Genomic DNA, 19,293 nt, shown 5'->3' with positions numbered 1-19,293 from the left:
TTTATTTATTAAAATTATCCCAGACTGCTTTTGAAATGTTGGAGATTATTTTGCAGTTTTCTGCCTCTGATTCTTTGGAATTGCTTACATATATGGCGATTGCATAATGTTTTCCGTTGGGAAGTGTGATGATTCCCATATCATTTTCTGCGATGGTAAGAATATGGTCCTTGATGCTGGAAGATCCCGTTTTATGGGCTGCCGGAGTTCCTTTAGGCAGTTGTTCAACAATTTTGTTGGCTCCTGTTTTGGTGCCGAGCATGATCTGCATTAAATAATCAGTAGAGCCTTTTGAAAGCAGCTTTCCATCATAGAATTTTTTTAAAAGATCTACTGTAGAGTTGGTGGTCGTATAATTTTTATACAAAGAATCCCAGCCATTAATAGCCATTCCATGCTCGCTGTATTTAATCTGGAAGTCTTTTACACCTTTAGAGTCCATAAATTTCTGTACTGCCTGAGTGCCGCCTACAAGTTCTATCAGGATATCACAAAGATTATTATCACTTAATGCTACCGTGTAATCTATAATTTCTCTTACGGTAGCCTCTCTGTTTCCTTCAGGGTATTTGGTTTTGAAAGGAGACCATGTATTATAAAGTTCAGATTTTTTAATGAAAACCTTTTGATCTAAAGACAGTTTACCTTTATCTACAAGGTCGAGCGCAGCACACGCAACGTGAAATTTGAAAACACTCATCATAGCCAATTTTTTATTCCCGTTTTGGCTGTATTGATACGGGGTCTCAAATCCAAGAACAGATACTCCTACGGTTGCCTGTTTTCCTTTTAGAATGGTGTTTATTTTTTGTTCTAATGTAGATTTTTGTGCAGAAACAAATGCGGAAGTTAAAAGAAGAAAGAATGTTATTTTTTTCATAGTGATCAAGGATAAAAAGAAATCTCTTTTAAGGACTAAAAGGGAATCTGCAATTTAAGATAATTATTACTATTTCATTTCAAAATAATTCAGGTTTGTTCCGTCATTTTCAAAGAATATTCTGAGTTTATTTTCTCCTTTCTGAAGCGGAATGTTTTTCGTAGAAACAGTGGCCCAGTCTTCATCTTTGCCTGTAGGCGGAAGTGCAATACTTGCTAATACTTTTCCAGAAGCATCTTCCAATCTTATTTTTGATGGATGAATACTTGAGTATCTAATATCGAAGGTATAATTTTTATTTGCCTTGGAATTGACTGTATATTGCAGCCATTCTCCGGTTTCTGTTTTCCCTACATAATACTGATTGGTAATTTTATCATGGCAGAGATAGATGTCTACACCATCATTTCTCATCTGCTGGCCGGAATTCCATTCTGATCTTTTAGCCGGATCGCTTACCCAAAGGTTGATGAAATCTTTATCCAGGTAAGCGGAACCCATTCTCCCCAAATCATACTCTGAAGCAAATACTTTTCCGGGAACCTGATGATGTTTAAATGGTTTTGTAGATGCCTCTGAAACTTGCCTGAACATGGCATCAATAACGTCATTTTTTACTTCTACATTGCTGAATTTGTAGTTGTCTGCAATCTGCATCAAAGCTTTCTTTGCATTTTCTTTGGAAGGTTTTTCGCGTCCGTTTTTCCAATAGTTCAAAAGTTTTTCATATTCCGGAGTGGTTTTTACATTGGTGATTCCGGCAATATTATCAATCTTTTTCATTGGCCAGAACGCATATCCTATATTATGTTTGTCTAATAACTGAATCAGTTCCGTAAACCACACATTAGAGTTCTCGCCAGTTTCTCCGAGCCAGATCGGAATATTGTGTTTTTCTCTAAGATCCAGAGCAGATTGTATGGTTTTATCATCATTATAGTTCCAGTATTTGTGAAAGCTAAAAGCCATATTTTTGTCCCATACCGGGATTAAACCATTATAGTTATTTCCCCAGCCATTACCTTCAATAAAAATAATATGTTTTTGATCCACTTCTCTGATAGCTTCAGTGATGTCTTTTTGTAATTTCCAAAGAGGAGCATTAGACATTTCGTCTGTACCATTTGGATTTTTACCGGTGAAATTAATGTTAGGCTCATTGATAATATCATAACCGCCGATCCAAGGTTCATTCTTGTACCGTTCTGCTAACTTTTTCCAAAGGGCAACCGTTTTTCTTTGATTTTCCTCACTCTCCCAAAGTGACGGCTTAGACTTGTCATTATCTGAAATGTTGACATCATTTCCTTGTCCACCCGGAGCAGCATGAAGATCGAGAATCAGATACATTTTATTGTCTTTGCACCATTGAAGCAAATCATCAGTCATTGTAAATCCTTCTTCCAACCACGTATCCTTACCTTTTACTGCTTCTTTTTCTATGGGAAGTGTATAGAGATTATAGTGCATTGGAAGCCTGATAGAATTAAAGCCTGCTTTTGCCAGAAAATCAATGTCCTGTTTGGTGATGCCATTCTTTACATATGCTTTATAAAACTCCTGCATTCCATCATGGCCAATCAGTTCTGCTATTTTTTCTTTAATCTTATATTGCGGGCCTGCGAAATCAGCAGTTTTTAACATATATCCTTCCTGCAGCATCCAGCCTCCTAAGCCCAGACCTCTCAATTGAATATTTTCACCTTTGTCATTCACGATCTCTTTCCCTGAGGTTTTTAATAATTGTGATGTCCCAAATTGAGACAATAATAAAGCGGATAATAGGATAGCTCTTTTCATAGTTGTTTTGATTTTAAATAATAGGAGAGTCTAGGGTTTAATCATAATGAATCTTGACATCATAATAAAATCTATAGTAAGACCATATGTATTGTCAGAAATCCATTGCATATATAAAACAGAATTTTTCAATTGTTTATTGAATTGTTGTTCAAATATATTGCTTTTTTGTTTTTAAAAGGTTTTTTTATTGATAAATCTGTAATTTTTAACGAAAGGATCATATTTAAGAATGAAAGTTTCTTATACATACAAATAAAAATGCTATCTCATGACCATTTCTGATGATCAGTAAGATAGCATTAGTAGTACTGCTAATGAAAGCAGTGTATTTTATTTTGAACTGATAAGCTTCATAATTTCTAAAGCAACTTTTAATGCTTCAGTTCCGTCTTCAAGAGAAACTTCTACATTTTTATCGCCAGTAATAGCATCAGCAAATGAATTTAATTCATCAAGAATGGCATTGTTAGCCTGAATATTTGGATATTCGAACAAAATCTGATTTTTTTCTCCCTCAGCATTTTCAATAATCATGTCAAATGGAGTAGGGTTTTCAGGAGCATCTTTCATTCTGATAACTTCAGCTTTTTTCTCAAGGAAATCAACTGAAATATAGGCGTCTTTCTGGAAGAATCTGCTCTTTCTCATGGCTTTCATAGAAATTCTGGAAGTGGTAAGGTTGGCAACACATCCGTTTTCAAATTCTATTCTGGCATTGGCGATATCCGGTGTTTTGCTTACTACGCAAACCCCGCTTGCATGGATATTTTTAACCTTAGATTTGGCGATACTTAGCAAGATGTCAAGATCATGAATCATAAGGTCAAGGACCACAGAAACATCCGTACCACGCGGATTGAACTCAGCTAATCGATGGATCTCGATAAACATTGGGTTGCTGATGTATTCCTTAGTGGCAATAAAAGCAGGATTATATCTCTCAACATGTCCTACCTGCGCTTTGATTCCTTTTTCCTGACATAAACGAAGAATTTCTTCTGCCTGTTCCAGGGTTTGGGTAACTGGTTTTTCAATAAAGAAATGAAGTCCTTTTTCTATAGCCTTTAATGCATAATCATAATGATAGACTGTCGGAGTAACAATGTCCAGCATATCAATCTGCTCAAGCAGTTCTTCAAAATTTTCAAAATATTTATATCCGAATTCGGCTTCTAATTTTTTTCCGTTTTCAACATCTTTATCGTGGAACCCAACAAACTCGTATCGATCTGATTGATTGAGAAGTTTTAAATGGATCTTTCCCAAGTGTCCGGCTCCTACCAAACCTGCTTTTAACATAGCTGTATTAAATTTTTGTAAAGATAGTGAATGTTCATTATAAAAATACATGACTTTTCACTTAGATACTCCCCTAATTAAATGGAAATAAGTACAAATATTATCATTTTAAAGAATTATACTAAATTTGCGCTCTATAAAAATTATTAACTATGAAAAAAATATATTTTATCTTATCTGTAGCAGGACTATTGGCTACAGGGTGCTCAGGTTCTGGAGATAATATTGCCACTGAAGTACACAATAGCCAACCTCCACAACCTAAGTGTGAAACTCCAACAAGTTTAAGTTTTAAGCCACTGTACAATATTTTTTCCTGGAGCAGTAATAATGCCCAGGGAACAGGTTTTTTTGAAGTACAGTATGGTGAACAAGGTTTTTCTTTAGGAGCTGGCACTGTAGCCGAAGTGAACAATACTTCTTATAGTCTTCCATTATTTAAAGGCAAAAAATATGATTTGTATGTAAGAAAGAACTGTGGAACGACTGATGGCAAGAGTAATTGGGCAGGGCCAATCACTATTCTTTCTGAAAATACTACAGCTTGTGTAAAACCAGGCTATGTTAATTATACAACATCTACTTCCTCCGTTTATGATCCTACTTTTTCAGCTACTGTTTCTTGGGAAAGTGATGGACTGTCTGTATATGAAGTCTATTTAGGGACGAGTGGAACGCCTCCGGCTCCAGGAAATGGAGATCCGGTTCTTCCTGGAAAAAACGCCGCTTTTGTCAACTTAAATAAGACAATTTCTTATATGTTCTATGTAAGAAAAAGATGTGCAGATAATACATATACTGATGTTACTTCACAGGTTGTAAAATGGAATTAATAGATAAAACAGAAGCTGTCAGATTTTTGACAGCTCTTTTTGTGGATAATTCTTTTACCCGATTTCTGAAATCTAAAATCTAATTTCTTACTTTTGTCACATGCAGGATTCGTTTGTACATAAAGGAAAAAGAAAGAATTTAGTAGAATATCTCAGATACAGAATCGGGATTTCGGATGAAAATGTACTTTCGGCAATGAATGAAATTCCGAGACACCTTTTCATTGAAAGTATTTTTGAAGACTTCGCCTATGAAGACCGGGCATTTCCCATTTTGGCGCATCAAACCATCTCCCATCCCTCAACCGTAGCAGAACAGTCTGAACTGCTGCAGGTGAAAGCAGGTGAAAAAGTACTTGAGATTGGAACAGGATGCGGGTATCAAACTGCCGTTTTAATAGCGATGAAAGCTCATGTATATACTGTGGAAAGACAAAAAGATCTGTTCGATTTTTCAAAGAATAAGTTGAGGGAACTTCATTTATATCCTAAATTTCAAAGTTTTGGGGATGGTTTTGCAGGATTGCCCACTTTTGCTCCTTTCGATAAGATTATTGTAACCTGCGGGGCAGGAACTTTACCTACAGAATTATTAAAACAGTTAAAAGTAGGGGGTATAATGGTCATTCCTTTAGGGCCAACGGATGAACAGGTATTATACAGGTTCACAAAAGTAGGACCAACAGAGTTTGAAAAAGAAGAATTTGGAGCTTATAAGTTTGTTCCGATGTTGGGAAATACAAATCAATAAAGAATTAAGATTAAATTCTGAATTTAAAATAATTGTTCTGCTACGGAACTGGCAGACGCGCTTGTCTCAAATACCAGTTCTTTATTTGGGCCACTATACATATGAAAATTTGTGCATTTGTAGCCAGAAAAATGTAAGTTTTGAAGCAATATATCTGAAAGAAATTGTTTTGAAAAATAAAATATCGTTGTGGATGATAATTTAATTTTTTTTGTGTTTTTTTAATAAAATTTTAGTTCAGTTCGGAATGGAATTTGGACTCTTTTTACAACAAACCCACTTAAAATCTTATGGTTATGGATACAAACAGATTCAAAGCATCGCATGATTTTAGTAATCTTCAGAAGAACCTGCACAACAATCCCGGGTATAGTGTTGAAAGCTATTCTCAGCAGGCTAAAGAATACATTCAGGATATGAAAAGCAAAAATCAGGAGGCTACAAAACAAGGATTTATGGCCCACGCGCAGAAGTCGGCAAAAGAAGTTTGGGAAGAAATGCAGGAAATGGCTTCTGAGGCTTGGGAAAAGAATAAGAACGACGTGATAAAAAGAAATAATTTTTAATATTAAAGTTGAATAACCTTACTTTTTACAAGTGAGGTTTTTTATTTAAATCAAAATAAAATAATAATGAAAGTCTTTATCAATAAAAGAATTCCTGAAATTGGAATCAATATGCTGCAGGAAGAAGGATTACAGATTGTATGGCCTGAAAATGAAAACCTGACCCATGAAGAATGGTTGAATTATTGTCAAAATACTGATGTCATTTTAAATATTGGCGGTGATTTTAAATATGATAAAGCATTTTTCGATGCTTGTTCTAATGTTAAAGCTATTGCATTGTATTCTGTAGGTTTTGACCATGTGGATATCAAAGAAGCTAATCAAAGAAATATCCCGATTGGAAACACACCTGATGTATTAAGCAGAGCTACTTCAGATGTGGCTTTTTTATTGATGCAGGCAGTAGCAAGACGGGCGAGCTATAATTTTCAGAAAGTAAAAGACGGGCATTGGGGAAGTTTTGATCCTTTGCATGCTTTGGGACAGGAACTGTATGGTAAAACGCTGGGAATTTTTGGATTGGGAAGAATTGGTTTTCAAATGGCTGAGAAGTGTAAAAAAGCTTTTGATATGGAGATTATTTATCATAACCGCCATCGACATGAAGAAGCTGAAAGAGAGTTGGGTGCAGTTTATGTTTCTTTTGATGAATTGATAAGAAATTCTGATGTGTTGAGTGTTCATGCCAATTATACTCCTGAACATAGAAATCTTTTCAATCAATCTGTTTTTGATAAGATGAGTCCCAATGCGATTTTTATCAATACGGCAAGAGGCGGCTTTCATCAGGAACAGGATTTATACAATGCTTTAACTGAAGGGAAAATCTGGGGAGCGGGACTTGATGTAACCAATCCGGAACCTATATCTGACGATAATCCTATTCTGAACCTGTCGAATGTTTGCGTGTTACCTCATATCGGGTCTGCTACCATTGAAGCCAGAAATGGAATGGCCAGACTTGCTGCAGGAAATATCATTGCCTTTTCAAAAGGAGAGAAGATGCCTTATTGTGCTAACCCTGAAGTGTATTCCAGTCATTCATCATAACATTGGAACTATTTTTGTTCTCAATATATAAACCTTAAAATCTAAATATTATGGCACCAGAAAACAATATGAATGAGCAGAATAAAAGGTTGGAACGTATGGATTATGATCCCAACGAAGATATATTCAAAAGAGAAAAGCATATTTCGATTGATGGAGATGGTAATCCTATTTTTGAGGAAGATCTGGATGATGATAAGATTGATAAAGGACTGGATGTTCCCGGTGCAGAGGAGGATGATAGAATGGAAGAAATAGGAGAAGAAGATGAAGAAAATAATTATTGGAGCCTCAGCGATAATGAGGACGATCACGAAGAGGAAAATGATGATGTTTTAACTTAAACTTTCCTCGTAAAAAATATTTGCCTTGCTGATTTTCAGTGAGGTTTTTTATTTCTGGATGATAGCTTTATCCCGTAAGAAGAAATTCCCCTCCTCCGGAGGGGTGGATTCAAAAATTATTCAATTTTTGAAGACGGGGTGGTTCCATAATACGCAATAATAAAACATTCTAACTCTTTCATTACCAAGGTTAAATTATTCCTCACATCAAAATCACTAATTCTGAAAACCAATAACCCTAAAGACTCCAGATATTCCTGTCTAATACCATCATAGACTTGTTTTTCATCGTGACTTGAACCATCGATCTCAATAATTAATCCTAAGGATTTTACATAGAAATCAACAATATAGTTCCCGATAATCCTTTGTCTGTCAAAATCAATTTCATGGAAAATTTTTGCCCGAACCTTTTTCCAGAAAATGACCTCACCCAATATTCTGGCGGTACGTTTTTCTTTCAGGAGTGGTTTCAATCTGGGATTGTAGGGTAGGTTTTGTACAAAGTTCTTTCGAATGGGAATTCCATTGATAGAGGTTAGTATTTCTTTCATTTGTGTGTTTTTAACCACCCCGTCTTTCAAAATTCAAAGAATTTTGAAATCCACCCCTCCGGTGGAGGGGAATGTGAGTGCTTCTTTTCAAATATAGTATTTAAAATATACTGTTGAATATATTTTCACAGGATTGATAATCAGATTTTTTGCCTAATCATTGTTTTAGGCTTTCCTTTTCTCCTCTTTTGTTGCCTATATTTCATAATTTGAATATCTTTAAAACTTCAAACATTGTTTAAACATAGACCTTTAAATAGCAATATGACATTCCAAGAACAGATACAGCAGGGGATTCCTAATCAACTGCCACAACCAAAACCATACGAGATCAATATCAACCATGCTCCAAAGCGTAAAGAAATTTTAGGTGAAGAAGAAAAAAAGCTGGCATTAAAGAATGCCCTACGTTATTTCGATCCTAAGTTTCATGCAGAATTAATTCCTGAATTTAAGCAGGAATTGGAGGATTACGGAAGAATCTATATGTACCGTTTCCGTCCGGATTATGAAATGAAGGCGAGATCCATTGAAGACTATCCTGGGAAATCTGAGCAGGCGAAAGCAATTATGCTGATGATTCAGAACAATTTGGATTATGCAGTGGCCCAGCACCCTCATGAATTGATTACTTATGGTGGAAACGGAGCCGTGTTTTCTAACTGGGCACAGTATCTGTTGACGATGAAATATCTTTCAGAAATGACCAATGAGCAGACTTTGGTCATGTATTCAGGACATCCGATGGGGTTATTCCCTTCTCATAAAGATGCACCGAGAGTGGTGGTAACCAACGGGATGATGATTCCAAACTATTCTAAACCGGATGATTGGGAGAAATTCAATGCTCTTGGAGTAACACAGTACGGGCAAATGACTGCGGGAAGTTATATGTACATCGGTCCTCAGGGAATCGTTCACGGAACTACGATTACGGCTTTAAATGCTTTCAGAAAAATCAATAAAGATCCGAAAGGAGGCCTATTCGTAACTTCCGGATTAGGAGGAATGAGTGGAGCTCAGCCAAAAGCAGGAAATATTGCGGGCTGCGTTACCGTATGTGCAGAAGTGAATCCAAAGATCACTAAAATCCGTCACGATCAGAAATGGGTGAACGAAATTCATGAAGATCTTGATGCATTGGTAAAAAGAGTAAGAGAGGCACAGCAAAATAAAGAAACAGTTTCTTTAGCTTACCTTGGAAATATTGTGGATGTTTGGGAAAAATTTGACCAGGAAGATTTAAGAATTGATATCGGTTCAGATCAAACATCCCTTCATAACCCTTGGGCTGGCGGATATTATCCGGTAGGACAAAGCTTTGAAGAATCTAATGCAATGATGGCTGAAAACCCTGAATTATTCAAGGAAAAAGTACAGGAAACATTAAGAAGACATGCTGCAGCCATCAATAAACATACAGAAAAAGGAACCTATTTCTTCGATTACGGAAATGCCTTCTTACTGGAAGCTTCCAGAGCCGGAGCAGATGTAATGGCAGATAATCCAACATTAGGAAGAGAGTTTAAATATCCAAGTTATGTTCAGGATATTATGGGGCCTATGTGTTTCGATTATGGTTTTGGACCTTTCCGTTGGGTATGTGCAAGTGGAAATCCGGAAGATTTACAGAAAACCGATGATATTGCATGTGCTGTATTGGAGGAAATGATTCAAAATTCTCCGGAAGAAATCCAACAACAGATGAAGGACAATATCCAGTGGATCAAAGGAGCTCAGGAAAATAAGCTGGTGGTAGGCTCACAAGCAAGAATTCTGTATGCAGATGCAGAAGGAAGAATGAAGATTGCTGAGGCCTTCAATAAAGCGATTAAAAACGGTGAAATTGGCCCTGTAGTCTTAGGTAGAGATCACCATGATGTTTCAGGAACAGATTCTCCTTACCGAGAGACTTCCAATATTTATGACGGATCAAGATTTACTGCAGATATGGCGATTCACAACGTGATTGGTGACAGTTTCCGTGGGGCAACCTGGGTTTCTATTCACAATGGAGGTGGAGTAGGCTGGGGAGAAGTTATCAACGGAGGTTTCGGAATGCTGTTGGATGGTAGCGAAGATGCCGACAGAAGATTAAAATCTATGCTTTTCTGGGATGTGAACAACGGAATTTCAAGAAGAAGCTGGGCAAGAAACGAAGGTGCCATTTTTGCCATCAAAAGGGCTATGGAAGCTGAACCTAATTTAAAGGTAACCCTTCCTAACCTTGTAGATGAAAATTTACTGTAAACAATAAAGAATTCAGCATTGGCAAGTATCAATAAAAAACTGTTTTCACACCTCAATGTAGAGGATAGTGATCCTGTTTGGGAAAAATTTACTGAGGTTGAGTTTTCAAAGAAAAATATATTCTCGGACCATAAAGCCTATCTTCTTGAAGATGGGCTTGTCCGTAAATATTATATCAACAGCACTTCAGATATTGATACTGAAGTCTGTGCAGAATTTTACTTTCCCGGTGATATTTTTACAGTAGGGAATAAAGGCTCTGAAGGTATTTATGAATCCCTAAGCAGCGGTCTTGCCTGGGAAATTACTCTGGATGAAGTAAAGGAAATGTTCGCTATAAATCCTGAATGCCGTTTTGTACAGAATTATTACCTAAGCAGGAAACTGAATGCTGCTATGAAGCGCGAAATGCTTCTGCTTAAAAATACTCCACAGGATCTTTATGAATACCTACTGGAAAATAAACCCCATTATATTCAGAATATTCCTTTAAAATATCTGGCTTCCTATATCGGGATTACTCCTATCTCTCTAAGCCGGATCAGAAAAAGGATTAGTTAAAGGCTGGAAGCTGGAAGTTATCAAGGTATTAATAAATGATTTCACACTTTTAATAAGAGCTATTATCCTATTTTTTATAAACGCAAACTTTCAATTTTAAGTACACATTATTTTAAGTGGGCAAAGAGCTCATCGATTTTTAATCGATTTAATGAAGCGTGCCCCAACCATCAATTTCAGCACTGACTTGGCTGGCATCTTTACTTCCTTTGATTTTGTCTTTTAATGAATTAAAAACAGAGATATACGCTATCCTCGATTCAAAAAAGCTATCAGAAATTATAGGACGATAATTAACTTCGATCCTCCATTCTTCCATCTCCCAGCTTCAATTAATTAACTTTTGTTTATTGACTCGCACTCCATAAGTCTCTTCCTTTGTTTAAAAAAAGAATATGGAAATACAAAAATTAAACTGGGCAGGAATAAAGCTTATTTCAAATGGTAAAACCATCTTAATAGATGCAGCAGAAGATTTTTCTTATTACAAACCTGTGTTAGGGGAAGCGGTAGATGAAGTGATTAAATTTACAGATAAGGTAGAGGCAGATTATATCTTATTTACCCATATGCATCTGGATCATTTTGATAAAAGTGTTGTGGAAAAATGTCTGAAAAAGGATGGGAAACTGATTGTATATGCCGGGTTAGAATCAATGGTCAGAAAGATGATGGGAGATACTGAAATGGTTGTACTGAACCTTAATGAAGTTTTTACTGAAAACAATATTACCTTTAAGCCTGTATTTGCAATGGATGGAGTAGGAGAAATTCAATCTTCATGGATTGTAGAAGATGAAACAACTAAAATCTTTCATGGTGGAGATACCATCTGGCATAATCAGTTCTGGAAGCTTGGAAAAGAAAATAAGGATATAGATTATGCCTTTTTACCTGTAAATGGAGTAGTCGTTAACTTTGAAATTATTGGATTGGAATACAGCCCGGTTCCGGCTTCTCTTAATTTGAAGGAAGCTTTTGCTGCAGCTCATCTTTTACATGCTAAAAAGCTGGTTCCTATACATTACGGGTTGTTTACCCATGAAAAATTTTATATTCCTCAGTTATTTGATCAGAATGATTTACAAAAAACTTCCAAGGAGATAGGACAGGACTATCTTATTCTGAAAGATGGAGAAGTGTTGATGGATTTGTAGACAAAGATTTGTTTTTTTACAAATAGATTCATAAATTAAAAAATGAAAAAAATTGGAATTATAGGTTGTGGCTGGTTGGGCAATCATATAGCAGAGAAGTTATCAGATCAATATGAGATTTTTGCAACCACTACTTCAGAGTCTAAAATAAAAGATTTATCCGCTAAAGGATATCAGATTACCCAGGTTAGCTTTCCGGATGACGATATATCTGGAACAATGCACGAATGGGAAATAGCCCCACAGTTGGATGCTGTGATTATCACGGTTCCGTTTTCAGGAGTAAGAGGTACTGAAATCCCATTGCATGAGAGAGCTAAGAATTTACTCGCATTTCTTGGAGATTATAAAGGTCAGCTTTATCTGATGAGTTCTACAGGAGTATATCCTGATCTTGAAAAAGAGTTTACAGAAGATGATCGTCTTGCAGATGATATTCCAAGTGAGAGCATTATAAAAAACAGATTTCCTGAAGTCAATATTTTGAGGTTGGCGGGATTAATGGGAGATCAGAGGCTTTTAAAGAATTATAATATATCCAATCTGGATCTGTTGGTTAACCATATTCATTATGCCGACATTTGTTTAGTCGTTGAAAAAATGCTAAAGAAAAACTCTCAATCCAAAGTTTATAACGTGGTGGCGCCTGTGCATCCTAATAAAGAAGAGATCATCAACGCACAGAAAGATCTGCCATATTCAGGTGAACGTACCACCCAAGGAAGAACAATATCACCTTCAAAATTAATTTCAGAGCTGGATTATGAATTTGAATATCCTGATCCACGATATTTTCATCTTACGAAGACTGCTAGTGATGTTGTTTAAAAAAATAGAAACCTGCTGTGAGGCAGGTTTTTGTATTTTATATAACTCTATTTTCAATCCTGATAGTCAATGATTTCATATGTTATTTGCTCATTCTCTAGGTAGCTTTTTAGTTCATCAAGATCTTTCCACACATAAGAAGAGCCGTACTGACAAATATAAATCCCATTCTCCTCAAAAATAATACTGATATTAGGGATTTTTCCTGTATTTTCTGCATGTCTGAAATCCCAGAACACTTGTTGGGCATATTCATATTTTATCTCAAAAAAAAGCAGAGGTTTCCAACCTTTCCCATTTCAAGTGCGTCTTTATAAGTAAAAGAAATACTATGAAAATCAACATCCCAAAACCTTGTCATGAAAATTGGGACAGCATGAGAACTGATGAAAAAGGAAAGTTTTGCTCCGTTTGCTCTAAAACCGTTCATGATTTTACTGCTTTTTCAGATGAAGAACTTGTCAATACTTTAGAATTCAATCAGGAAATTTGTGGAAGATTTCGGGAAGATCAGTTAGGAGTAAACCTGAATTTTTCATTAGCGAGTAAATTGGCGCTGGGATTATTGGCCGTTAGTAGTTTTACCACTACTGTGAATGCACAGGAAACAAAAATTGGAAAAGTGAAGACTTCAGAGAATGTACCGGGAGTTAAGATGAGTGCCATATCTACTGATTCTTTCAATAGAAATCCATCTATAAGAATTGGAGCTCCCGTTTTAACCCCGGAAAACAGACCGCTGGTTTTACTGGATGGCAAAAAGATTTCGATAGAAGAATTACGGGCGATAAACACTGAAATTATTGAGACAGTCAATAGTTTTTCTGCAAAAGAAGCTGTAGAGATGTATGGTGAAGAAGCTAGAAACGGTGCCATTGTAGTTACTACTAAGAAGAAAAAGAAAATCAGATCATAAAAATAAAAATCTCCGGCGATCGAAGATCGCCGGAGATTTTTTAATATTTTAAAGTAAAAATTAATTTTTTACAGCTGCAATAGCCGCTTCATAATTAGGTTCCTGAGAAATATCCGGAACTTGTTCCTCATAAATAATATTTCCCGAAGGATCAATCACCACAACAGCTCTGCTGAGAAGTCCTTTCATAGAAGATTCTATCATTTCTACTCCATAATTCCATCCAAAATCAGAACGGAAATCAGAAAGCATCACCACATTGTTGATCCCTTCAGCCCCACAAAATCTTTTTTGAGCAAAAGGTAAGTCTTTGGAAATACAAAGAACCACGGTATTAGGAAGATTTCCTGCCTCTTCATTGAAATGATGAACAGATGCTGAGCAAACTCCCGTATCTACACTAGGGAAGATATTCAGGATGACATATCTCCCTTTGTAAGCATCTAAACTTTGATCATTCATATTTACATCCGTAAGAGTGAATTTTGGAGCCGGTTTGTTTACTTCCGGTAATTTTGAATAAGTACGCACAGGTGTTCCTCTTAGCATCACCGTATTGATCGCTTTGGATTTTTGAGCGAAACTAAGTGCTGAGAAAAGAAATAAAGTACTGAAAACTATTTTTGAAAACATTGAAAATTTATTTTTTAACAAAAATATTGTTTTTTTCAGTTGGCTGGGTTAATTTTCATTCAAATAGCTCTTAAATAGAGCAAATCTATTGAACCCTTATTCTTAAAATCAATTTTTACATCTACCTTTATTCTGCAAAATTCAGATTCAAATTATTAAATACTAAAAAAATATGAGCTCAGCAAACAATGCATCATTTCAAAATATTTTTAAAACCGAAAACGAAATCCCCGAAGAATATAAAGTTCCCGAAATCCATCAGAAAGTATACCTTCTGAATGGTGAACTGGTAGAATGGAATGGGGAAACACAGGACATTTATTCGCCAGTCTGTATCCCTACAGAAAACGGATTAGAGAGAAAACTCCTCGGAAGCATTCCTAGTATCGGCCCGAACGAGGCTATGGAAGTGCTTGAAGCCTGTGTAAAAGCTTATGATAATGGTCTTGGCGAATGGCCGACAATGTCTGTAGAGGGAAGAATCAAATGTATGCAGAAATTTGTTTATTTGATGATCCAGCAGCGGGATCTGATTATCAAACTGCTGATGTGGGAAATCGGAAAAACGCTGGCGGATTCTACCAAAGAGTTTGACCGTACCGTAGATTATATCAACCAAACTATAGATGCCTTAAAAGATCTGGACAGAGCATCTTCCCGTTTTCAGGAGGCGGAAGGAACCATCGCACAGATTAGAAGAGCACCGCTGGGTGTAGTTTTAAGTATGGGGCCATTCAACTATCCTTTGAACGAGATCTTTACCACCTTGATTCCGGCATTGATTATGGGAAATACGATTTTATTTAAACTGCCTAAACATGGTGTATTAGCTCATTATCCCTTATTAAATGCTTTTAAAGAAGCTTTTCCAAAAGGGACAGTAAATACTTTGTATGGAAAGGGTTCTGAAATTATTACTCCAATCATGGAAAGTGGTAAAGTAAATGTTCTGGCCTTTATTGGTTCCAGTAAAGTGGCTAATGGATTAAAGAAGCTGCATCCGAAGGTGAATCGTTTAAGAGCTATTTTAAGTTTAGATGCTAAAAATGCTGCTATTGTTACCAAAAATGCCAATCTTGATGTAGCGGTAAGTGAATGTATTCTGGGAGCACTTTCTTTCAACGGGCAGCGTTGTACAGCTTTAAAACTGATTTTTGTACAGAAAGAAGTTGCTGCAGCATTTACTATGAAGCTCAGTGAAGCAGTTTCAGCTTTGAAAGCAGGTTTGCCATGGGAAAAAGATGTGAAAGTGACTCCGCTCCCTGAAATAAATAAACCTCCTTATCTGCAAGAATGTATCGAAGATGCCATACAGAAAGGAGCTGCTGTTTTAAATAAAGAAGGTGGCTATACAGAAGAATCCTTTGTCTTTCCGGCAGTTGTTTATCCTGTAAACAGTGATATGAAACTGTATCATGAAGAACAGTTCGGTCCGGTAATTCCTGTAGTTCCATTTGAAGATATTGAAGAACCAATCGATTATCAGGTAAATGCTTCTCATGGAATGCAGGTAAGTATTTTCAGTGAAGATCCACAGGAAGTTGCGAAACTGATTGATCCGTTTGTAAATCTGGTAAGCCGTGTCAATATCAACTGCCAGGCACAGCGTGGTCCGGATGTATTTCCATTTACCGGAAGAAAGGATAGTGCGGAAGGTACACTTTCAGTTTTTGATGCCCTGCGTTCATTCTCAATCCGATCTCTGGTAGCAGCGAAACTTACAGATTCCAATAAAGAATTATTGAATACCATTGTAAGAGAGCATGATTCCAATTTTTTAAGTACTGATTATATTTTTTAGCACTAATCCCAAGCGGTATTGAATATCAAATAAAATCCTTAATAAACTTTTTGTTTTTTAAGGATTTTTTAATTTAGAACACGGGAAGAGATCTGACATTATCGTGCTGCCAGATTTTTTTTCAATTATTTCTGTAACAATTTTTTTTAATCAAAACTAACTCTATAGAGTAACAAGCTATGACCTCACTAGAGCAACAGTTTATCCATAAGATTGAAAAGCATAAGGGAATCATTTTTAAGATTTCTAAAATGTATATGTCTGAAAAAGACGATCGTGATGATCTTTTTCAGGAAATTACCTTTCAGCTATGGAAGGCTTATACCAACTTCAGGGGAGAAAGCGAATTTTCAACCTGGTTGTACAGAATTGCTTTAAATACAGCCATTATTTTCCTTAAAAACCAGAAAAAAAGAAGCTTTATTGGCAATGAAGATTTCTCTAACCAAGTCATCATTCAGGAAGAATATGATCATGGTAAAGAAGAGCGGATGGCGGAAATGTATAAAGCCATTCATCTGCTTAATCCCATCGACAAAGCTTTTATTTTCTATTACCTGGAAGATTTTTCAGGAAAACAAATCGCCGAGCAGATGGGAATCTCCGAAGGAAATGTGAGAGTAAAAATGAACCGGGCCAAAAATAAATTGAAAGATATCTTAAACCAATATAACACTAACCAACATTAAATTAGTAATCCAATGAATATAGATGAATTGAAAAATACCTGGAATGAAGATATTACAGATGAAACTCCTGAAATCAGCATAGATCAAAGAAATAAAATAAATCTTCCCCTTGAAAAAGTGCGCAAAAATATGCGTATGGAATTTTGGTGGGTGATAGGAATTTTTGTTTTTGCATTTATGGTTTGTTCCGTCTGCCAACCTTTTAAACTTCAATTGTATATTACAGTTTTGGTGGCTTCAATGCTTCTTGTTACCGTTTTCTTCTACAGTAAATTTTTTAAACTGTATAATGAGATCAGCAATACAGAACTGAAGACCAGCGAATCTTTGAAAGATCTCGTAACTCAGCTGAATCTGAATAAACAATATTATTTATCCTATTATATCAGTTTCGCACCATTTATAGTATGTGAAATCCTGATCGTACTGGAATTTATACCTTGGCCGCAACCTTTAAGCGAGATGAAGATTGCATTCATCCTGATTGGAAGCGTCATTGTAGGTTTGTTTTTATTGTTTTTCAGTGGTAAATTCTTTTTCCATCGTTATTATGGAAGATATATCGATCATATAGAATCTCTTTTAAATGAACTCAAAAAATAAAAACATCCGGCGGGCTGAAAGCCCGCCGGATGTTTTTATATATCTTATTTTGTCAAGCAAATATTGAATTTCCAATTAATTTTTATCCCCCTTTTCTTTTTCGATTTCACTCCTTATCCAATCCAGCTGTGGATCTTTTTTATCAATAATATCCTGCATGTTTTCTTTGATCTCTATATCTGGAATAACTCCTTTCTTAGTATCTGAAAAATCAATATTCGGCTGTACAAAAAGCAGACCGATTGGAAATCTGATTTCAGAATTAGGGAGTTTCTGGTAAGAATAGAAGCCAGCCACTGTTCCGTCATTGGCGCCTCCGGTTTCTTCCCCCACAAGGGTAGCTCTTTTGTCATTCTTAAGCTTTGCGGTAATTATAGAAGAGGCAGAAAAACTTCCACCATTAATCAACACAAAGACTTTACCATGAAACGCTTGTTTATTGGGTTTTGTAGGTTTGTCAGCTTTCATTTTATAGAAAACTTTTCCATCTTTTTTATAAGTACTGAAAGCCTGGGCCAAAAAGTAACTCGGATAAGAGATGCTTTTAATGGCATAGTCTAATGGAGAACTTTTTCTGAAATAATTAGTTCTCAAAGGGATATCTCTTGCAGTAACCTGAGAAGGTTTTATCAAAGTAAAAGGTTTATCAGTAAGATAGGAATACAGATTATTGATCTCATAAAGAGAACCTCCATAATTGTTACGTACATCTATGATGAGATACTCTGATTTTGCATTTTTAATCTTTGAGAAAGTCTTCTTATAAAACTCATCAGAATATTCTCGGGAAAAACTTTTCACTTTTATATAAGCAATGGAGCTGTCCTTATCCAGGAATTTAAAACTTCGGTTATAAGAATTGCTGGCAGCAACATAATCATTAAGCTTTTTTTCCGGAGTACGCTTACTCATTTGCTTATCCTTTTCAATATCGGTTTCTAACTTTGATTCCCGGGTTAAGGTGTAAGACTTTTTTTCACCTTTATAGAGCGTTTCGATGATGGCTCTGTCTGCCAATCCGTTTTCTGCAGTATAATAATTGAAAAACAGATCTTTTAAAAAATAGGGTTGAAAAGTAGTATTGTACCCATCACTGCTGATGAGACTTTTGTATTTTTTGATATAGTCTGAAACCGGAATATTATTGATAGACAGAACTTCCGTCCCCGGATGAATATTTTCAATAGAATCTCTGTTTTCTGTAATATACATCTGATCTCCGGAAATGTAATACCCAAATCTGCTAAACAATCCTTTTTTTTGATCCAGCTTTTTGATTTCTCTTTTAGTAAATTTTTTTCTCGGGATTCTTAATGAAAGATGTCCTTCACGCACGCCTGCAATGACAGGTTGAAGTTTAAAATAAAACTGAAGCGGAGTAAGCGGTTCATTAAGGGTTTGCTTAAGACTGTCAAATTTAAGATCTAATTCCTGCTTGGGTATATACCAATACAGTTGTGGATGCATCTGCTGGAGCTTTGAGTAAGCAAAATCTACATCTTCCTTAAGTTGCTCCGGAGGGATACATGAAGCCCGCTGTTCGTTGTGCTTTTTAATAGACGCACATGAGGAAAGCAAAGCCAGAATAAATATTACCGAGTAATTTTTCAATAGATCTTTGAGTTTTTTTAAGCCGCTAAAATAGAAAGTTTAAAATTAATCATCACTTAAATGAATGATAATTTTTTTGAAATACATGATAAATTTAGTTAAAAAAACACACTCAAACGCATCTTATTTTCATGTAAGAACAAAAGTTGATACCTTTGAAG

At 35.9% G+C, this 19,293-nt stretch carries 20 protein-coding genes; 13 read left to right on the top strand and 7 right to left on the bottom strand.

What is annotated here, in order from left to right; translation table 11 throughout:
• Position 1: 1 nt before the first annotated feature.
• From bla-A to AC3HD6_RS19270, 3 genes are all read right to left on the bottom strand, one after another.
• Positions 2-880, bottom strand: coding sequence for a CGA/CIA family class A beta-lactamase (bla-A, locus tag AC3HD6_RS19280; RefSeq protein ID WP_488897813.1), 879 nt, complete (start codon positions 878-880; stop codon positions 2-4).
• A 69-nt stretch (positions 881-949) separates the two neighbouring features.
• The gene (locus AC3HD6_RS19275; protein ID WP_488897812.1) at positions 950-2,680 is read right to left on the bottom strand and encodes a cellulase family glycosylhydrolase; all 1,731 of its coding nucleotides are present in this window, start codon (positions 2,678-2,680) and stop codon (positions 950-952) included.
• A gap of 333 nt (positions 2,681-3,013) precedes the next feature.
• Complete coding sequence (locus tag AC3HD6_RS19270; protein WP_068945137.1) at positions 3,014-3,982, bottom strand: Gfo/Idh/MocA family protein; 969 nt, start codon at positions 3,980-3,982, stop codon at positions 3,014-3,016.
• A 152-nt stretch (positions 3,983-4,134) separates the two neighbouring features.
• On the opposite strand from AC3HD6_RS19270, the gene AC3HD6_RS19265 reads away from it, so the two are divergent.
• From AC3HD6_RS19265 to AC3HD6_RS19245, 5 genes are all read left to right on the top strand, one after another.
• The gene (locus AC3HD6_RS19265) at positions 4,135-4,815 is read left to right on the top strand and encodes a hypothetical protein (RefSeq protein WP_488897811.1); all 681 of its coding nucleotides are present in this window, start codon (positions 4,135-4,137) and stop codon (positions 4,813-4,815) included.
• 100 nt (positions 4,816-4,915) lie between these two features.
• A complete protein-coding gene (locus tag AC3HD6_RS19260) occupies positions 4,916-5,566 on the top strand; it encodes a protein-L-isoaspartate(D-aspartate) O-methyltransferase (RefSeq protein ID WP_488897810.1) in 651 nt (216 codons plus the stop codon).
• Positions 5,567-5,862: 296 nt separating this feature from the next.
• The gene (locus tag AC3HD6_RS19255; protein ID WP_488897809.1) at positions 5,863-6,132 is read left to right on the top strand and encodes a prevent-host-death protein; all 270 of its coding nucleotides are present in this window, start codon (positions 5,863-5,865) and stop codon (positions 6,130-6,132) included.
• Positions 6,133-6,198: 66 nt separating this feature from the next.
• Positions 6,199-7,185 (top strand): 2-hydroxyacid dehydrogenase, encoded by a 987-nt coding sequence (locus tag AC3HD6_RS19250; RefSeq protein WP_488897808.1) that lies wholly within the window; start codon positions 6,199-6,201, stop codon positions 7,183-7,185.
• Between the two features lie 50 nt (positions 7,186-7,235).
• The gene (locus AC3HD6_RS19245; RefSeq protein WP_488897807.1) at positions 7,236-7,529 is read left to right on the top strand and encodes a hypothetical protein; all 294 of its coding nucleotides are present in this window, start codon (positions 7,236-7,238) and stop codon (positions 7,527-7,529) included.
• Between the two features lie 116 nt (positions 7,530-7,645).
• Here AC3HD6_RS19245 and AC3HD6_RS19240 read toward each other — a convergent pair whose 3' ends face one another.
• Entirely contained in the window at positions 7,646-8,083 is a 438-nt protein-coding gene (locus AC3HD6_RS19240) for an endonuclease domain-containing protein (RefSeq protein ID WP_488897806.1), read from the bottom strand.
• A 264-nt stretch (positions 8,084-8,347) separates the two neighbouring features.
• Here AC3HD6_RS19240 and hutU point away from each other — a divergent pair, with 264 nt between their 5' ends.
• Entirely contained in the window at positions 8,348-10,333 is a 1,986-nt protein-coding gene (gene hutU, locus AC3HD6_RS19235; RefSeq protein ID WP_488897805.1) for a urocanate hydratase, read from the top strand.
• Between the two features lie 18 nt (positions 10,334-10,351).
• Positions 10,352-10,894 (top strand): Crp/Fnr family transcriptional regulator, encoded by a 543-nt coding sequence (locus AC3HD6_RS19230; protein ID WP_488897804.1) that lies wholly within the window; start codon positions 10,352-10,354, stop codon positions 10,892-10,894.
• Positions 10,895-11,042: 148 nt separating this feature from the next.
• Here the strand turns inward: AC3HD6_RS19230 and AC3HD6_RS19225 are convergent, their stop codons facing one another.
• Entirely contained in the window at positions 11,043-11,213 is a 171-nt protein-coding gene (locus AC3HD6_RS19225) for a hypothetical protein (protein WP_488897803.1), read from the bottom strand.
• Positions 11,214-11,289: 76 nt separating this feature from the next.
• On the opposite strand from AC3HD6_RS19225, the gene AC3HD6_RS19220 reads away from it, so the two are divergent.
• From AC3HD6_RS19220 to AC3HD6_RS19210, 3 genes are all read left to right on the top strand, one after another.
• Positions 11,290-12,051, top strand: a complete 762-nt coding sequence (locus AC3HD6_RS19220) for an MBL fold metallo-hydrolase (protein WP_488897802.1) — start codon at positions 11,290-11,292, stop codon at positions 12,049-12,051.
• A gap of 42 nt (positions 12,052-12,093) precedes the next feature.
• Positions 12,094-12,879 carry a Rossmann-fold NAD(P)-binding domain-containing protein gene (locus tag AC3HD6_RS19215; RefSeq protein WP_488897801.1) on the top strand — a complete coding sequence of 262 codons (786 nt, stop codon included), beginning with the start codon at positions 12,094-12,096 and terminating at the stop codon, positions 12,877-12,879.
• 331 nt (positions 12,880-13,210) lie between these two features.
• Positions 13,211-13,795 carry a hypothetical protein gene (locus tag AC3HD6_RS19210; protein ID WP_488897800.1) on the top strand — a complete coding sequence of 195 codons (585 nt, stop codon included), beginning with the start codon at positions 13,211-13,213 and terminating at the stop codon, positions 13,793-13,795.
• A gap of 60 nt (positions 13,796-13,855) precedes the next feature.
• Here the strand turns inward: AC3HD6_RS19210 and tpx are convergent, their stop codons facing one another.
• Positions 13,856-14,356, bottom strand: coding sequence for a thiol peroxidase (tpx, locus tag AC3HD6_RS19205; protein ID WP_390881169.1), 501 nt, complete (start codon positions 14,354-14,356; stop codon positions 13,856-13,858).
• A 244-nt stretch (positions 14,357-14,600) separates the two neighbouring features.
• Between tpx and AC3HD6_RS19200 the strand changes: the two genes are divergently transcribed.
• The 3 genes from AC3HD6_RS19200 to AC3HD6_RS19190 all read left to right on the top strand — a co-directional run bounded on the left by AC3HD6_RS19200 (position 14,601) and on the right by AC3HD6_RS19190 (position 17,521).
• The gene (locus AC3HD6_RS19200) at positions 14,601-16,229 is read left to right on the top strand and encodes an NADP-dependent glyceraldehyde-3-phosphate dehydrogenase (RefSeq protein ID WP_488897799.1); all 1,629 of its coding nucleotides are present in this window, start codon (positions 14,601-14,603) and stop codon (positions 16,227-16,229) included.
• A gap of 179 nt (positions 16,230-16,408) precedes the next feature.
• Positions 16,409-16,918: an RNA polymerase sigma factor gene (locus AC3HD6_RS19195; RefSeq protein ID WP_488897798.1), complete on the top strand. Its 510-nt coding sequence runs from the start codon at positions 16,409-16,411 to the stop codon at positions 16,916-16,918.
• 12 nt (positions 16,919-16,930) lie between these two features.
• On the top strand, positions 16,931-17,521 hold the full coding sequence (locus AC3HD6_RS19190) for a hypothetical protein (protein WP_488897797.1): 591 nt from the start codon (positions 16,931-16,933) through the stop codon (positions 17,519-17,521).
• A gap of 75 nt (positions 17,522-17,596) precedes the next feature.
• Here the strand turns inward: AC3HD6_RS19190 and AC3HD6_RS19185 are convergent, their stop codons facing one another.
• A complete protein-coding gene (locus AC3HD6_RS19185) occupies positions 17,597-19,132 on the bottom strand; it encodes a S41 family peptidase (protein ID WP_488897796.1) in 1,536 nt (511 codons plus the stop codon).
• Positions 19,133-19,293 lie beyond the last annotated feature (161 nt).

Source organism: Chryseobacterium sp. II3a (assembly GCF_057815135.1).
The sequence above is the reverse complement of the archived record's forward strand: the minus strand, read 5'-3'. Positions and strand labels throughout refer to the sequence as shown.

Bases quoted from the DNA above. Each gene is read 5' to 3' on its own strand.
- bla-A (WP_488897813.1), bottom strand. From the start codon at position 880: ATGAAAAAAATAACATTCTTTCTTCTTTTAACTTCCGCATTTGTTTCT.
- AC3HD6_RS19275 (WP_488897812.1), bottom strand. From the start codon at position 2,680: ATGAAAAGAGCTATCCTATTATCCGCTTTATTATTGTCTCAATTTGGG.
- AC3HD6_RS19270 (WP_068945137.1), bottom strand. From the start codon at position 3,982: ATGTTAAAAGCAGGTTTGGTAGGAGCCGGACACTTGGGAAAGATCCAT.
- AC3HD6_RS19265 (WP_488897811.1), top strand. From the start codon at position 4,135: ATGAAAAAAATATATTTTATCTTATCTGTAGCAGGACTATTGGCTACA.
- AC3HD6_RS19260 (WP_488897810.1), top strand. From the start codon at position 4,916: ATGCAGGATTCGTTTGTACATAAAGGAAAAAGAAAGAATTTAGTAGAA.
- AC3HD6_RS19255 (WP_488897809.1), top strand. From the start codon at position 5,863: ATGGATACAAACAGATTCAAAGCATCGCATGATTTTAGTAATCTTCAG.
- AC3HD6_RS19250 (WP_488897808.1), top strand. From the start codon at position 6,199: ATGAAAGTCTTTATCAATAAAAGAATTCCTGAAATTGGAATCAATATG.
- AC3HD6_RS19245 (WP_488897807.1), top strand. From the start codon at position 7,236: ATGGCACCAGAAAACAATATGAATGAGCAGAATAAAAGGTTGGAACGT.
- AC3HD6_RS19240 (WP_488897806.1), bottom strand. From the start codon at position 8,083: ATGAAAGAAATACTAACCTCTATCAATGGAATTCCCATTCGAAAGAAC.
- hutU (WP_488897805.1), top strand. From the start codon at position 8,348: ATGACATTCCAAGAACAGATACAGCAGGGGATTCCTAATCAACTGCCA.
- AC3HD6_RS19225 (WP_488897803.1), bottom strand. From the start codon at position 11,213: ATGGAAGAATGGAGGATCGAAGTTAATTATCGTCCTATAATTTCTGAT.
- AC3HD6_RS19220 (WP_488897802.1), top strand. From the start codon at position 11,290: ATGGAAATACAAAAATTAAACTGGGCAGGAATAAAGCTTATTTCAAAT.
- AC3HD6_RS19215 (WP_488897801.1), top strand. From the start codon at position 12,094: ATGAAAAAAATTGGAATTATAGGTTGTGGCTGGTTGGGCAATCATATA.
- AC3HD6_RS19210 (WP_488897800.1), top strand. From the start codon at position 13,211: ATGAAAATCAACATCCCAAAACCTTGTCATGAAAATTGGGACAGCATG.
- AC3HD6_RS19200 (WP_488897799.1), top strand. From the start codon at position 14,601: ATGAGCTCAGCAAACAATGCATCATTTCAAAATATTTTTAAAACCGAA.
- AC3HD6_RS19195 (WP_488897798.1), top strand. From the start codon at position 16,409: ATGACCTCACTAGAGCAACAGTTTATCCATAAGATTGAAAAGCATAAG.
- AC3HD6_RS19190 (WP_488897797.1), top strand. From the start codon at position 16,931: ATGAATATAGATGAATTGAAAAATACCTGGAATGAAGATATTACAGAT.